This is a genomic window from Streptomyces sp. NPDC090045 (assembly GCF_044747975.1).
In the GTDB taxonomy this organism is placed as follows: Bacteria; Actinomycetota; Actinomycetes; order Streptomycetales; family Streptomycetaceae; genus Streptomyces.
Genome location: NZ_JBIVFA010000023.1, coordinates 48,786 through 63,412 on the forward strand (window position 1 = coordinate 48,786; position 14,627 = coordinate 63,412).

At 72.1% G+C, this 14,627-nt stretch carries 14 protein-coding genes; 8 read left to right on the forward strand and 6 right to left on the reverse strand.

The features are described from left to right. Nucleotides 1–199 precede the first annotated feature (199 nt). The 3 genes from ACIPYQ_RS38165 to ACIPYQ_RS38175 all read right to left on the reverse strand — a co-directional run bounded on the left by ACIPYQ_RS38165 (nucleotide 200) and on the right by ACIPYQ_RS38175 (nucleotide 2,480). A complete protein-coding gene (locus ACIPYQ_RS38165; RefSeq protein WP_401258924.1) occupies nucleotides 200–961 on the reverse strand; it encodes a class F sortase in 762 nt (253 codons plus the stop codon). Further along, the gene (locus tag ACIPYQ_RS38170; RefSeq protein WP_361760975.1) at nucleotides 958–1,782 is read right to left on the reverse strand and encodes a hypothetical protein; all 825 of its coding nucleotides are present in this window, start codon (nucleotides 1,780–1,782) and stop codon (nucleotides 958–960) included. The genes ACIPYQ_RS38165 and ACIPYQ_RS38170 overlap by 4 nt, the downstream gene beginning before the upstream one ends. A 152-nt stretch (nucleotides 1,783–1,934) precedes the next feature. Continuing rightward, nucleotides 1,935–2,480, reverse strand: a complete 546-nt coding sequence (locus ACIPYQ_RS38175; protein ID WP_401258925.1) for a ribosome-inactivating family protein — start codon at nucleotides 2,478–2,480, stop codon at nucleotides 1,935–1,937. 446 nt (nucleotides 2,481–2,926) lie between these two features. On the opposite strand from ACIPYQ_RS38175, the gene ACIPYQ_RS38180 reads away from it, so the two are divergent. The 3 genes from ACIPYQ_RS38180 to ACIPYQ_RS38190 are packed head-to-tail and all read left to right on the forward strand — an operon-like array spanning nucleotide 2,927 to nucleotide 4,875. Next, nucleotides 2,927–3,478: a TetR/AcrR family transcriptional regulator gene (locus tag ACIPYQ_RS38180; RefSeq protein ID WP_401258927.1), complete on the forward strand. Its 552-nt coding sequence runs from the start codon at nucleotides 2,927–2,929 to the stop codon at nucleotides 3,476–3,478. 43 nt (nucleotides 3,479–3,521) lie between these two features. Further along, complete coding sequence (lgt, locus tag ACIPYQ_RS38185; protein ID WP_401258928.1) at nucleotides 3,522–4,436, forward strand: prolipoprotein diacylglyceryl transferase; 915 nt, start codon at nucleotides 3,522–3,524, stop codon at nucleotides 4,434–4,436. After that, nucleotides 4,426–4,875: a DUF6188 family protein gene (locus tag ACIPYQ_RS38190; RefSeq protein ID WP_401258929.1), complete on the forward strand. Its 450-nt coding sequence runs from the start codon at nucleotides 4,426–4,428 to the stop codon at nucleotides 4,873–4,875. Before lgt ends, ACIPYQ_RS38190 begins: the two co-directional genes overlap by 11 nt. Here ACIPYQ_RS38190 and ACIPYQ_RS38195 read toward each other — a convergent pair. Both ACIPYQ_RS38195 and ACIPYQ_RS38200 read right to left on the reverse strand, forming a co-directional pair. Next, nucleotides 4,857–8,468, reverse strand: coding sequence for a WD40 repeat domain-containing serine/threonine protein kinase (locus tag ACIPYQ_RS38195; protein WP_401258931.1), 3,612 nt, complete (start codon nucleotides 8,466–8,468; stop codon nucleotides 4,857–4,859). The genes ACIPYQ_RS38190 and ACIPYQ_RS38195 overlap by 19 nt on opposite strands. A gap of 108 nt (nucleotides 8,469–8,576) precedes the next feature. After that, the gene (locus ACIPYQ_RS38200; protein WP_401258934.1) at nucleotides 8,577–10,016 is read right to left on the reverse strand and encodes an MFS transporter; all 1,440 of its coding nucleotides are present in this window, start codon (nucleotides 10,014–10,016) and stop codon (nucleotides 8,577–8,579) included. Nucleotides 10,017–10,116: 100 nt separating this feature from the next. On the opposite strand from ACIPYQ_RS38200, the gene ACIPYQ_RS38205 reads away from it, so the two are divergent. The 5 genes from ACIPYQ_RS38205 to ACIPYQ_RS38225 all read left to right on the forward strand — a co-directional run bounded on the left by ACIPYQ_RS38205 (nucleotide 10,117) and on the right by ACIPYQ_RS38225 (nucleotide 13,028). After that, nucleotides 10,117–11,013 (forward strand): helix-turn-helix transcriptional regulator, encoded by an 897-nt coding sequence (locus ACIPYQ_RS38205; RefSeq protein ID WP_401258936.1) that lies wholly within the window; start codon nucleotides 10,117–10,119, stop codon nucleotides 11,011–11,013. A 3-nt stretch (nucleotides 11,014–11,016) separates the two neighbouring features. Further along, a complete protein-coding gene (locus ACIPYQ_RS38210; RefSeq protein ID WP_361760995.1) occupies nucleotides 11,017–11,301 on the forward strand; it encodes a hypothetical protein in 285 nt (94 codons plus the stop codon). Continuing rightward, nucleotides 11,298–11,897: a hypothetical protein gene (locus tag ACIPYQ_RS38215; protein WP_401258939.1), complete on the forward strand. Its 600-nt coding sequence runs from the start codon at nucleotides 11,298–11,300 to the stop codon at nucleotides 11,895–11,897. Before ACIPYQ_RS38210 ends, ACIPYQ_RS38215 begins: the two co-directional genes overlap by 4 nt. A 23-nt stretch (nucleotides 11,898–11,920) precedes the next feature. Beyond that, complete coding sequence (locus ACIPYQ_RS38220) at nucleotides 11,921–12,700, forward strand: aminotransferase class IV (protein WP_401258941.1); 780 nt, start codon at nucleotides 11,921–11,923, stop codon at nucleotides 12,698–12,700. Between the two features lie 88 nt (nucleotides 12,701–12,788). Beyond that, nucleotides 12,789–13,028, forward strand: coding sequence for a hypothetical protein (locus ACIPYQ_RS38225; protein WP_401258944.1), 240 nt, complete (start codon nucleotides 12,789–12,791; stop codon nucleotides 13,026–13,028). 809 nt (nucleotides 13,029–13,837) lie between these two features. Here the strand turns inward: ACIPYQ_RS38225 and ACIPYQ_RS38230 are convergent. Further along, entirely contained in the window at nucleotides 13,838–14,524 is a 687-nt protein-coding gene (locus ACIPYQ_RS38230; RefSeq protein ID WP_401258946.1) for a response regulator, read from the reverse strand. Nucleotides 14,525–14,627: the final 103 nt, after the last annotated feature.

Here is a 14,627-nt window from a genome sequence, read left to right on the forward strand (position 1 = left end):
CCCGTCGATGATCCAACGTCCCACATTCAGGCTGTGCTCCCAGACGGCGCGGCCTGCTGTCGCCGGGAGGTGAGCCCGTCGCGTGCGCGGAGGCCTGTTCGCCGAGGCGGGCCGGGCGGCTCGTGGAGGAGCACGGCAGCGCCCGCCGGCCGCAGTGGGGGTCTGCGGCTGACGGGCGTCCTTCCGCCTCGGCGGCCTGCTACGCGGCGCCCGTCATACGGGCGAACACCACGACGTTGCTGTCGTAGTAGTGCTTCTTGGGGTCGAAGTCGCCGCCGCAGGTGACCAGGCGGAGGCCGGCGTGGTCGAGGTTCTTGTAGACCTCCAGTGTGGGGAATTCGGCCTTCGGATACTCGGCGACCCGGTCCACCGTGAAGGTGACCGTCTTGCCGTCCCGTCGGGTCACCTTGATGGTGTCGCCGCCCTTCATCGTCTTCAGCTTCTCGAACACTGCGGATGCTCCGTTCCACGTGACATGGCCGGCGATCACGGCCGGCCCTTGGGAACCGGGGGTCGGCCCCGGCTCGTACCAGCCCGCGAGCGCGGGGTCCTTCGGGGTCTGCATGGTGCCGTCCGCGTTCTGCTGCAGCGTCTCCAAGGTGCTGGACACCCCGAGGGAGGGGATCGTGATCTTCTGCGGCTCGGACCGGGCGAGGGCAGGCTCGGCCCGCCCCGCACCCGCACCCGTACCCGTGCCGCTCTGCGATCCGTCTGCGGGTGCCGCGGAGTCACCGGCTGCGGGCTCCTTCCCGGTGGGGGCGCCGCCCGCGGCTGCCGGCGCCCCGCCCTTGAGTGCCTGCCCGTCCGAAGCGGGGGGCTTCGCCTCGTTCTGGCCGGAGCACCCCGCCAGAAGCAGCCCGGCGAGGACGGCGGCCGCCAGGGGACCCGCGGTCCGGCGTCGGGGCCGTGTGGTGGACGCGGCGGGTGCGGCGGGTGTGGAGAGCGCGGGAGCCGGCTTCACGCGCCGCCCCCGGTGTTCTGCCGGCGTACGGGAACGGCAACGGCCCGCTTCCGCGTGACGGCCACCGCGGCCGCCACCACCGCGAGTACGGTGATCGCCGCCCCGTCGCGCACCGTCACCGGCGCCGACGCGTGTTGCGGGGAGCCGCCGCCGGTCTCGATGCCGCCGACCGGAATGGACCCCACGGCCGCGCCCTTCACCTCTCCGCAGTTGGTCGGAGCCGTGGCCTCCTGGGGCAGCTTCGGGTCGAGCTCGCTCTTGCCAGCGCCCTCGAAGTCGTACTTCTTGTTCTTGTTGCGGTCGATGCCGTGCTGTACGACGTGCAGGTCCTTGATGTGGTCGACCACGTCCTGGCCGACGGCGATCGTCCGCTTGTAGGAGATCTTGCCCTGCTTGTCGGCGACGGGCATGCGGTCCACGGCGAGACCGCTGGTGGCCTTGGTGTCCCCGGCCGTGGTGAGTGAGATGTTGATGTCGCCGTAGTCGTGCGTGGCCTCGGTGTTGCTGAGGACCCCGTCGCCGTCGGTGTCGTCGGTGGCGTCCGGGCACTTGAAGTCGTGCCCCTTCGTCGAACCGTGCAGGTGCTGGGCCGACGGCTGCCCGGGCACCATTCCCTTGGACTCGATTTGCACGGTGAGTTGGTTGCCCTTGAGGCTGAGCATGACCGTACCGCTGGAGCCTGATGCGTTCAGCTGCGCCAGGTCGATCTGGTACGCCTTTCCGCCCTCCGCGAGAGCTGGTCCGGAAAGGCCGAGGGTCAGGCACACTGCGGCGGGTACGGCGGCGAGAACCACGAGGCGACCGGCGCGCTTGACTATCACTTTCGCTCCTGTTCCGTGGATCCCCGGAACGGGAATCACAGATCGTACGGGGTTGAAACGGTTTCCTTGAGAGGTGTCTCGCTCCTGGTCTCGGTCTTGCTCTCCTCCTTCCGTTCCGAACACTTGTGGACGGGTGCCCCTATGACGATTCCTCAGGCGGCTCCCGCCTCGGCCGACAGCCGCCCGCCGGTCATCCAGATGCGCGACATCGCATCGGCCAGGGCCGGGTACCGGGCGGCCTCACAGAGCATTTCCGAGAGCACGAGAATGCCGTGTGCGGTGCATTTCGGATCGCGGTTCCGATGCAGCCGGACGACCGCGTCGCCCAAGGCGCGGCGCCCCAGGGAGATTCCCGAACGGCGCACGTCGGCGGCCGTCTCCAAGTCGAATCGCCCTCCGCCGAAGGGCAGGGGTTCCGTGCGGCGGATCCCCGGCGGCGCGACCCAGTCCCGCACGTGGTGGACGTACGCTTCCGGCGGGGCCTGCCAGTTCTCGAAGGTGTTGCGGAATCCGACGATGCGAAGGTCGGAATTCTGCAGGCGGAGCTGGACGTAGAGCTCGATGAACAGACCTCGCAGGTGAATGCGCAGGGGGAGGTGAGGAGTTCCCCCCTCCCCGTGCCCGGCCGTGCTGAACCAGCCCGGAGCATCTTCCACCCGCGACCGGATGGTCGACGTCAGGAGCCGGTAGTCGTCCACCGATGCGTACGCCGGGGAAAAGCAGACTGGTTTCAGCATGGCCGCCCCGGATCAGAGGAAGGAGCCGGAACCCGGTCTCCCCGTAAGTAATCTGACCGCCGTCGATTCGATCCTGCTGTACTCGCGCACGCAATCCACCGCCTTCGACATCGTTCCGATCGTCGACGGGATGACATCAACCCCATCGCCGGGTTCGGTTCCGTGAGGACCTTTGTAGTCGCCCCGGCGGCGACCGGACGAATACTTGGCCTCTGTTGCTAAGAAATGGGCGCGCGATCCCGTTGACCGGGGAAGTTGCCGGATGGCCTCAACGGGCCCTGACCCACGACAGGTTGACGCCTCCTCGGCACCCTCCGGACTTGACGGCTCATACCGGCAGCCATACCGTGACGACCTGCGGCTAACACTGTTAGCCATACGGTCGGTCGCAACGGGAGAGGGGCGCCATGAACGCCGCCCGCGCACAGCAGATCCTGGCCGCGGCCCGGGCACTGCTCGACGCCGAAGGGCCGGATGCGTTGTCGATGCGGCGCATCGCCGAGCAGGTCGGTATCCAGGCGCCCTCCTTGTACAAGCACTTCGCCGACAAGGCCGCTGTCGAGGCAGGGCTCCAGGCGCAAGGGATGACCCGGTTGGCGCAGGAGCTGGAGGCAGCCGAAGCAGCGATGGGCAGCGAACCGCCCCTGCTCGTTCTCGCCCGCGCCTATCGTCGGCACGCTCTCGCCGGCCCGCACCTCTACCGCATCACCCACAGTCGGCCGCTCGCCCGCGCGGCGCTCCCCGAGGGACTCGAGGATCGCGCGGCGGCGCCGCTGGCCCGCGTGGTGAACGGCGACATCGACGTCGCACGCTCCTTCTGGGCCTTCGCGCACGGCATGGTCGTGCTCGAACTCGACGGCCGTTTCCCGTCCGGCGCAGACCTGGACGCCGCATGGCGCACCGGCTGCGAGGCGTTCGCCCAGGCCGTCCGGAACAAGCCCCGGGCAGACACCGCATGACCACCCTCGCCAAGCTGACCGACTGAGACGCCAACGGAGCGCCATGGACTTCGCCTACCTGCCCAGCCCTTCGACCGGAGTCCTTCACCTCGGCCCGGTTCCGTTGAGGGCGTACGCCTTCTGCATCATCCTCGGCGTGTTCGTGGCCGTCTGGCTCGGCAATCGGCGCTGGGTTGCGAGGGGCGGGGAACAGGGCGTCATCGCGGACGTCACCCTCTGGGCCGTGCCGTTCGGCATCGCCGGTGGCCGGCTGTACCACGTGATCACGAGCCCCGACGCGTACTTCGGCGAACGCGGTGAGCCGATCCGGGCCCTGTACGTGTGGGAGGGCGGGCTCGGAATCTGGGGCGCCATCGCTCTGGGCGGGGTCGGCGCGTGGATCGGCTGCCGTCGCCACCGCATCCCCTTCCCCGCCTACGCGGACGCGGTCGCCCCGGGCATAGCCCTGGCCCAGGCGATCGGCCGCTGGGGCAACTGGTTCAACCAGGAACTCTACGGCCGCCCCACCACACTCCCCTGGGGCCTGGAGATCGACCGCGCACACCGTCCGCCCGCCCTGCCCGACGTCGCGACGTACCACCCCACCTTCCTCTACGAGTCCTTGTGGGACATCGGCGTCGCCGTACTGGTCCTGTGGGCGGCCCACCGCTTCGCACTCGATCACGGCAGGACCTTCGCCCTGTACGTCGCCGCCTACACGGTCGGCCGGTTCTGGACCGAGTACCTGCGCATCGACGAGTCCCACGCCTTCCTCGGCCTGCGTCTGAACGGCTGGACCTCCGTCGTGGTCTTCGCCGGCGCCGTCGCCTGCCTCGTCGTGTCGGCCCGCCGCCACCCGGGTCGCGATGACGTGCCACGGCTGCTCAAGGGCGAGGGCGGCAGCGAGAGGGCCGACGAGCCGGCCCCGGACGTCGCCGTCGCCGTCCCCGTCAAGACAGGAGCCGGCGATGAGCGCTGAAACCGAACGGGAACCCTTCGAGCAGGAGGACCGGTGGATCCTGGACCTGCGTGGCCTGAGTGTCGCCAGGATCGGCATCGACTTCCGGCTGACGCTCACCCTCGACGCAGGGTGGGAGATCGTGCTGGAAGCACCGGCCCGGCTCTCGGCAGGGTCGGTCCTCGCCAACCCTGGCGTGCCTTTGACGCCGGAGTCCCAGGATGTGGCCGCGGCCCTTCCCCTGTTCGGGGCGAAGGTCCTGTCCGCGGTCGCGTTCAAGTACGGCGGCCTGCGGGTGGTGTTCGACAGCGGCACGCATCTGAATTGCGCGCCCGACGACTCGTTCGAGGCATGGCAGATCACGGGACCGCGCGGCTGGCGCTTCGTCTCGCTGCCCGGCGGGGACCTTGCCGTCTGGTCCCCGCCGGCAGCGGGCCTGCGTCAGCAGGCCGGGCGGTAGGGCAGGTCGGGCACGTTCTGCTCCCACTGCGCGCGGGTGAGGTCCCAGCCGACCCGCTCGCACAGCGCCCGTGCCACGGCCTTCGGGTCGAGGTCGAAGACGCGGTGCGGACGGTACACGGAGGAGACGTGCAGCCGCCCCCGGGAGTCGAAGGCGAGGGCGGTCAGCAGGCCGGCCGACCCGCGCAGCGGATCGCCCAGCCGGCGCCGGGCGGGTACGTCCCACAGCTGGATCCGGCTGTCGCCGACGATCGCGGCCAGGGTCTTGCCGTCGCGGGAGAAGCGCAGCCCCGCCACCCGCCCGCCGAAATCGTCTCCCCGGGTGGCCGCCGTACTCGACAGGCCTCCCAGGCGGCGGCGCCCGGAGCCGTCCCATAACGTGACCGTCCCTTGGAGGAGGCTCACCGCCAGCACCGAGCCGTCGTCGCTGAACTCCAGGTCCTGGATGACACCGGGGCCGAGGACGCCACGTTCGACGGCGCGGGTGGCCAGGTCCACGCGCTCCCCCGCGGAGGTCACCAGGAGGGAGCCGTCGGGGCTGATCGCGAGGTTGGCCGCGCCGGCGTCCGCGATCTCGTACTCCTGGCGGCCGGTTCCGAGGTCCCACACCTGCAGGGCACGGGTGAAGGGGCCGGAGCCGTTCTCCTTGGTGACCGCGACGGCCAGACGGGTTCCGTCCGGAGTGAAAGCGAACCCCATGATGCGGAAGACCGGTTCGGGCAGGGTGAGGTCGGTCCGCAGCCGGTTCTCACGGGCGTCCCACACCGTCACGCGCAGCCTCTCGTCCTCGTGCCGGGAGGCGATGGCGGTGGCGAGGAGCCGCCCGTCGGGCGAGTACGCGGACGAGCCGTCGTCGTCCTCGTCGTGGGGGCCATCGGCGCTCGCCGCGAGGGGCTGGTGCGGCAGGTTGCGCACCTGGCCGTCGGCTGCGGTCCACAGCCTGAAGCGGTCTTCGGCGTCGTTCTCGGTGGCGCCCACGGTCGCGAGCGTCGCCGCGTCCGGGGCGAAGACTGCCTCGGAGACCTTCGCCTTGGCGGCCGTGTCCTGAAGTCCGAACGTCAGGTCCAGCGAACGGACCTGACGGTCCCTGGCCACGTACCGCAGGAGCCGACTGTCCGTGTCGAAGGCGACGGACAGGTTCGTGGGACGGCCGTCCGTGTCGAGCCGGGGATAGCCGAGCAGGGCGGACGAGGTCGCGTTGGCGGCCCACACCTTGAGCTGGGTGCCGGTGATCTCGACGGCCAGCGCGCCGTCCGGGCTGAGGGCCGCCACCCGACCCGCGGGGAAGTCTTTCACGGCGGTGCGGGAGGGGACGTCCCACAGGGTGGAGACGCCGCCGGTCCCGGTGTGGATCAGGCGTTTGCCGTCCGCGCTGAAGTCCAGTCCTTGGTTGGTCTCGCAGGTGACCACGGGATGGGTGGGGTCCCGCAGCAGTTCCGCTGTCCGCCCGGTGGCCGGTGAGTACAGCTGTAAGGATCTGCCCGCCGGGCAGACCGCGTAGGTCGCCCCGTCCTCGGAGAGGGCGACCGGGCCGTTCCCCGGCGTGCGCAGCGCCGGCCGGCCGGTGCGCCCGTCGACGAGGACCACTTCGTCGGAGGTTGCGATCGCGAGCAGGGCTGCCTCCCTGGAGACCGCGAGGACCTTGGGCGTCGCCTTGTCCGGCAGGAGCAGTGGGCCGGCCCTGCCGGTCTTGAGGTCGAGCAGTTGGACGCCCTGGCGCATTGGCTGCGCCGCGACGGTTCCCGAGGGGTCTACGGCGGCCGGTAGATCCGGGGTACCCGCGGGCAGTTCGGCCCGGCCCGTTCGCTCGCCGCTGACCACGTCCCAGACCTCCACGCTCTTCTGGGCGTCGAGTACGGCCAGGGTCCGGCCGTCGAGCAGCAAGTCGGCGTGGTCGTCGGTGTAGCCGGTCGAGACCCGGGCCGCGTTGGTGGCGACGCCGCGCTCGTCCTGGCCCAGGGATCCGTACAGGGCGGCCCGCGCGTCGTCGACCGGTGCGATCCGCCAGGCCGCGACGCTCAGCAGGGCGGCCATTTCGGGGTCCGAGGTACGCAGGCTCTCGGCGATGGAGGCCATCGTACGGGCGGACGCCTGGCGGGCCCGTTCGTCGCTGACGCTCTTCTGCTGCCAGGCGACCAGGCCCGCCACGAGCGCGAGGGACAGCAGGGCCGCCGCGCCCGTACGCAGCCGCCGGGTGCGCCTTTGACGCGCTGCGGCCGCCTGGCGGCACGCCTCCAGGAACGCGCCCTCGAGCCGGCTCGCGCGCAGCCATTCCGGCGCCCCTGCCGCGCAGACGCGTGCCGCCTCCGGGGCGTGGCCGGCCGGGAGGTCCTCGGCCCGCCTGCCCTGCCCGTCCCAGTGCCCGGCGGCCGCGGTGAGCCAGCGCAGCAGGAGGAGTGCCTGGCGGTCGTGGTCCACCCAGTCGCGCAACCGGGGCCAGGCGCGCAGCAGGCCGAGGGAGGCGAGGCGGGCTGCGTCGTCGTCCAGGATGAGGAGCCGGGCGACGGCGAGGGAGTCGAACGCGTCGCGCAGCGCGCCGCGTTCCTCGTACGGGCGGCCGTCGAGCCATTCCGCCGTGGCGGCGGTGCGGAGGGTGTCCTGGGAGCCGTCGGCGGCGGTGCCGGGGACGATCAGGCGGAGGGTGATCTCCCGTACGGCTTGCCGGACCGGTTCCGGCAGGCGCTGGTACGTGGCCTCCGCCGTGGCGCCAAGGGCGGGCTCGGACGCGTCGGCGGTGGCGTCGCGCAGCCGCCCGGCGTTGTCCCGGCCGGCGGCGAGGAGCGCCGCGTCGGCGGAGTCGGCCGGTCCGCCCAGCATCCTCAGCAGCAGCCCGGTGGCGGTGGGGCGGTCCGCCGGGGATTTGGCCAGTGCCTCGCCCACCAGGTCGCGCAGCGCGGGCGGCAAGGGGGTGAGGTCCGGGTGGTGTTCGGTGACCCGTACGACGATCTCGCCGATGTTCTCGCCGCGGAAGGGGTCGCGTCCGGTGGCCGCGAACAGCATCACCGCTCCCCAGGCGAAGACGTCGGCGGCGCCGTCCGCGCGCTGCCCGGTGAGCACCTCGGGGGCCATGTAGCCGGGCGTGCCCATCAGGTGTCCGGTCGCGGTGATCGACATGTCCTCGGTGCGGGCGATGCCGAAGTCGATGACCCGGGGGCCGTCGGGGCCGAGGAGGACGTTGTCCGGTTTGAGGTCGCGGTGGACGACGCCCGCGCGGTGGATGGCGGCCAGGGCGGTGGCGGCCCCGGTGGCCAGCCGCATCAGTGCGTCGCCGGTGAGCGGGCCGGATTCGCGGACGGCCTTGCGCAGATCCCGGCCGGGTACGAACTCGCTGACGATGTAGGGCCGTTCGCCGTCGGTGCCGCTCTCCAGGACCCGTGCGGTGCAGAAGGACTCCACGCGCTGCGCGGCGAGCACCTCCTTGGCGAACCGGCCCGCGATGTCGGGGCGGGCGACGAGTTCCGGGCGCAGCACTTTGACGGCGACGCGTTGACCGGCCTCGTCGTAGCCCTCGTACACGGTCCCCTGGCCGCCCGCGCCGAGCCGGGCGGCGAGCCAGTACCCCGCTATTCGTTCCGGGTCTTCGTTGGTGAGCAACTCGGCCACTATTCCCCCTGGTTCAGCGTCCCCCGGTGCGCGCGCGGAGGGTATCAAGCAGTGCGGGCACGGGGTAGGGGGCCGCGGTCCGGGGCTCGGCCGGGCCGCTCAGCGCATGCGGGGAAGGCGGAGGCTGAGCAGGACGGTCAGGGCGATCAGCCCGAGCTGTACCAGCAAGGTGGTGGCGACGGCGTCGCGCAGGCCGGCCGTCGGGGCCAGGGCGAGGAAGAGGCTGCCCAGGGTGGCGACGCCGAGCGCGAGGGCGGACTGCTGAGCGGTGATCATGACACCGCTGCCCACCCCGGCCCGGTCGGCCGGCACGTCCGACAGCATCAGACGCATCAGCACGGGCAGTTGGAGGCCCTGGCCGAGGCCCGCCAGGAACACGCCCGGAGCGAGCGCGCCCGGGCCGGGGTCCGGCCATCCGTAGTACAGGGTGGCCAGCAGGAGGACGATGCCGGCCGCCTGGACGATGCCGCCGACGGTGACGACCCGGCGGCCGAAGCGGGTGACCAGGCGCGGCCCGGCCAGGGAGGCCGCGAAGAAGGCGAGCGCCATCGGCACGAGCGTCAGGCCCGCCGTCACCGGGCCCATGCCCAGGCCTTGCTGGAGGGCCACGGCGAGGACGAACATGAAGCCGCTGAAGCCGGTCGAGAACGGCACCAGCAGGGCCAGGCCGCGCCGCAGCGACTCCAGCCTCAGCAGGCTCGGCGGGACCAGCGGAGTGCGGCCCCGGCGGTCGGCCCGGCGCTCGACGAGGTAGAACGCCGCGGCGGCCACGGGGAACACGGCGAGCGAGAGCCAGGTCCACAGCGGCCAGCCGGCGGCCCTGCCCTCGGTCAGCGGCAGCAGCAGCGAGACCAGCGAGAGGGCGAGCAGCAGGGTGCCGGGTACGTCCACGGCCGCGGGCCGGCCGGCGCGGGTGTCGGGGACCGTGCGCACGGCCAGTACCAGTCCGAGGAGCACGACGGGCACGTTGACCAGGAAGACGGCGCGCCAGCCGGTTCCGGCGAGGTCCGCGGCGACCAGGACGCCGCCGAGGATCTGCCCGGCGACCATGGACAGGCCCGCGGTGGCCCCGTACAGGCTCATGGCCCGGGCCCGGCGCGGGCCTTCGGTGGTGGCCTGGATGGTGGCGAGCACCTGCGGCAGCATGAGGGCGGAGGACGCGCCCTGGGCGATCCGGGCGGCGACGAGGCTCCAGGCGTTCGGGGCGAGGCCGCAGGCGAGCGAGGTGACCCCGAAGGCAGCCATGCCGACGAGGAAGAGCCGGCGGCGGCCGAGGCTGTCGCCGACGCGCCCGCCGAGGACCAGCAGGACGGCGTAGGCGACGCCGTAGCCGCCGACGACCAGCTCCAGCAGGGCGGGGCCGGCGGAGAGGTCGTGCTCGATCGACGGCAGCGCGACGTTGACGATGAAGAAGTCGATCAGGGGGAGTGCGGCCCCCAGCAGGACGGTGAACAGGCCCGCGCCGCTCAGGTGAGGGGCGCGGGGCCCGGCCGCGGGGGTGGGCGGCGCGGCGGGGGTTCGTACGTGGGTATCGGTCACCTCTAGAGGGTCGCCCCGCTGCCGGACGGGTACCAGAGTGTCCTTATCCGGGTACCAGCACTACCTGGCAACGGGATCAGCGGTGCGGCAAGCTGGAAGTATGACCACTGTGGCCCCTGGCAGCGACGTCCGCCGGCACGAGCTGGCGGAGTTCCTGCGCAGCCGCCGCGAGCGGATCACGCCCGAGCAGGTGGGACTGGTGCGCGGGCCGCGCCGGCGCACCCCGGGGCTGCGGCGCGAGGAGGTCGCGCACCTGTCGTCCGTGGGCGTGACCTGGTACACGTGGCTGGAGCAGGCGCGCGACATCCAGGTGTCGGATCAGGTGCTGGACGCGGTCGCGCGGGCCCTGCTGCTCGACGCGAGCGAACGGGCGCACCTGTTCGCGCTGGCCGGCGGTCAGGACCCGGCACCGCCGACGGTGTGCCCCAGTGTGACGCCCGCCGTGCGGGCCGTGCTCGACCAGCTGGGGCCCATTCCGGCGTGCGTCCAGAACAGCCGGTACGACATTCTCGCGTACAACGCGACGTACGGCCGGCTGTTCGGGGACATGGACGGGATGCGGCCGGAGAACCGCAACTGCATGTGGCTCGCCTTCACCGATCCGCAGTTCCGGGCGGCCGTGGTCGACCTGGCGGCCACCCACCGGCTCATGGCGGCGAAGTTCCGGGCGTCGATGGCCGAGCACCTGACGGAGCCCGCGTGGAATGCGCTCCTGGCCCGCCTGGAGGGTGCGTCGGCGGAGTTCCGGGAGGTGTGGGCGCGCCACGAGGTGGTCGGGCAGAGCTCGAAGGCGAAGTACATCCGCAACGCGCACGTGGGCCTGCTGCACGTGGAGCACAGCACCCTGTGGCTCGGACCGGGAACGGGGCCGCGGCTCGTGTCGTACGTACCGCTGGACGGGGAGACGCGCGAGCGCCTGGAGCGGCTGGAGGACATCGCCGGCACGGGAAGACGTCAAGAAGATGTTGACATGATGATCATGTCAAGGTTTCCTTGACGCATGCCGATCTTGAACTCTCCAGCGTCCCACGAAGACGCCTCCTCCGCCGCCCACTCCCTGACCCTCCTCCTCCCGTTCACCGCGCTCCTGCCCGCACTGAGCGCGATGTTCGCCGACCGGTTCAGCACGGCCGGCTGGGTCGTGATGGTCACGGTGGAGCTCGCGCTCATCGCCACCACGAGCGCGCTTGCCGCCCGCGCCGCCGCCCGTACCGCTGCCGCCCGGGCCGAGCGCGACGCGGCGGTGCTCGACCTGCTGGAGCCCCTCGCCGGGGAACGGCGGTGAGCGGCGAGCCGCTGCTGGGCCCGCAGGAAACCGCCTGCATCCGGGAGGGGGTTGCGACCGCCGTCCTCGGGGCCCGCGAGGACCTGGCCGCATCGCTGGAGCACGACGCCGACGGCTATCTGCGTCTGGTGGACGCCTCGCGCGTCGGTGCCGAGGAGGCGAGCCGGCTGCTGCGCGAGGCGGTCCAGGGCGCCAGGGCCGCCGGGCACAGCTGGGACACCATCGGCCGCATCCTGGGCGTGAGCCGGCAGGCCGCCCAGCAGCGCTTCGCGGTCAAGGTCACCGACGTCGTGGGCTCCGAACGGGAGGCGGGGAAACGGGGCGTGGCCGAGCGCCGCGTCCTCAGTCCGTTGTCCGCGTTCAACGAGATGGCCGCTCTGGCGGAGGCCGGGCGGGAAGGCTGGCACCTCGTCGGTTACGGTGCGCTGTTCCACGAGGTGGAGGCGTCCGACCACCCGTGGGAACACTACCGGGTGACCCTCGCCGCCGGCGGCCGCCACCGCCGGATGGAGGACGAGGGCTGGACCCCCGTCGGTGCGGGCTGGTTCCCCTGGCGGTACTACAAACGGCCGCTCGACCCGGCTCGGGAGCGCTGACGGGGCCAGGGCAGACTGCGGGCATGGCTACCTTGAACGGGTCCCCCGTCGGCCTCGCCGACCTGCAGGCCCTCGCACTCACCAACTACGGGCACTTCACCACCATGGTGGTGGAGGACGGCGCGGTACGGGGGCTCGCGCTCCACCTCGACCGGCTGGTCGGCGACTGCCGGACGGTGTTCGGCGCGGAGCTGGATCCCGAGTGGGTGCGGGAGTGCGTACGGCGGGAAGTGGGCGGGGGCGCCGGACGGCTCACCGTCCGCGTCACGGTGTTCGCTCCGGGGCTGGACCTGACGGCCCCGGACCGGGAGGTCCGGCCCTGCGTGCTGGTGACCACACGGCCCGCGGGCGGCCCGGCGGGTCCGCTGCGGGTGCAGCGGCTCCCCTACCACCGTGACGCGCCGACGGTGAAGCACGTGGCGCTCTTCGGGCAGTTGCGGCTGCGGCGCGCGGCCCGGCTCGCCGGGTTCGACGACGTGCTGTTCACCGGTGCGGACGGGCTCGTGTCCGAAGGCTGCACGTGGAACATCGGCTTCGTCGACGCCGCCGGGACCGTGGTGTGGCCGGAGGCCGACGTACTGCAGGGGGTCACCATGCGGCTGCTCCGGTCGACGCACGGCGGGCAGGTCACCGCTCCGGTGACGGACGGCCTGCTGCGGTCGATGCGGTCCGCGTTCGCCACGAACACGGCCGTCGGCGTGCGGTCGGTGGCGTCGGTGGACGATGTCGTCTTCCGCACCGACGACCCGGTGGTCGCCTCGCTGCGGGAGGCGTACGCGGGCGTGCCGCTGGAGCGCCTGTAGGGCCGCCGTCCGGCGACCGTCCCTACGAGTTTCACCAGCCCGGCATGCGTAGCCTCGAAACCCTGGAGACCGGGTGAGGGGTGGTGTCATGGTGTCGGTCGAGGCAACGGGCGGGCACGAGGTGCCGGACTGGGTCTGTGATCTGCACGCGCTGAACTCCGTCCTGGCGCCGGCGCCCGCGGCCGGCGCCGTGCCGGGTCCGCCCGCGCGGCCCCGGTCGGAGCCCGAGCCCGCCGCGGACAGCCGGCAGTGGGCGACCCATCTGGTCGCCGTCTCGTCCCGGTTGGCCGTTCCGGTGACGGCCCGTCCCGAGAAGGGCTCCGTGTGATCGAGCGCGTTCTCCCCCGGTCCGTGGTAGACGTCGACGCCTTCGGTGACCTGTCGCAGGCGTCCCTGCACCCCTGCAGGCCCTGGTCGTGCGGCATGCGATCGGCGCACGTCGGAGGGAGTTCGCCACCGGGCTGTGGTGCGCGAAGCAGGCGCTCGCCGGATCGCGCGTCCCCGAGGCGCCGTTGCCGCCCGGCCCCGGTGCCCCCACGCCGGATGCCGGACGGCTCCAGTTCGCGCCGGTACTCGCCGGTGAACCGTTTGTCGTCGTGGTCCCTCCGGTACGCGGACCAGCTCTCGCCGAGCTTCGCGTCGTAGGTATCGAGTCCCGCGCCGGGGATCCCGTACAGCTGGTGCGACTTGTCGAGGAAGGACCGCTCGTACGTCGTGCGGCGGTCGGGGTCCAGCAGGTAGCGGCTCTCGTCCGCGTTGGCGCCGTAGCCGATCGCCTTCGACCGCGACAGGGCGATGACGGAGTCGAAGGAGTCCCGGCGGGCCACCATCATCCGGTGCCGGGGCCGCCGGCCCTGCGGTTCGTCTCCGTTCCCCGTTCCGGGGTCCAGCCAGCTCGGAACGGCGGGTATCGGGGTTCCGGCGCCCGTGTCCGGGTCCCCCGCCCGCTGGCCCTGCTCGGTACCGGCGGTGATCGTCACTCGCCCTCCAGCTCACACCGTGGCCGTTCGCACGGCCCTGCGTGCACGCCAGCATCTGGCTCAACAGTTCGACGTACCAGGCACGTTGATGTGCTTCATACGCGGACGGCCCCGAATTGACGGGGCCTTGACGGCGCCCCCGCCCGCTTCGCCGCGGTCACGCCTCGAAGCGGTATCCCAGGCCGGAGACCGTGATCAGATGGCGCGGGTGCGACGGATCCGCTTCCAGCTTGCGCCGCAGGTGAGCCATGTACACCCGCAGGTAGTTGGTCTGCGAGCCGCGGGAGGAACCCCACACCTCCTGGAGCAGGCGCCGCTGGCTGACGAGCCGGCCCCGGTTGTGGATCAGGACCTCCAGCACGTGCCATTCCGTCGGCGTGAGCCTGATGTTCCTCCCCCGGCGCCTCGCCTTCTTGGCGAGCAGGTCGACGGTGAACTCGTCCGTCTCCACGACCGCTTCGTCCGCGGTGACCGCCTCCGGCGGCAGAGCCCGGCGGGCGACGGCTCCCAGCCGGGCCAGCAGCTCGTCCATGCTGAAGGGCTTGGTGATGTAGTCGTCGGCGCCCGCGTCCAGGGCCCGGATCTTCTCCTCGGAGCCGTGGCGTGCGGAGACGACCAGGATGGGCACCTGCGACGCTGCGCGCAGGTGCTTGATCACATCGACCCCGTCCATGTCCGGCAGGCCCAGGTCGAGCAGGACCACGTCCGGCCGGCGTCCCGCGGCGGCCTCCAGGGCCGCGCCCCCGTCCTGGGCGGAGGTCACCTCGTACTTCCGCGCCTTGAGACTGATGACCAGAGACCGCACCAACTGCGGTTCGTCGTCCACCACCAGCACCCGGGTCATCGGCGTGCCGCCTTCCTGTCGTACGTGGTTACGGAGCGATGGGGACCGGTTTGCCGGTGGTCATCGCCCGCGCCTCCCGGCCACGGCCCGGTCGCTGCCGGTC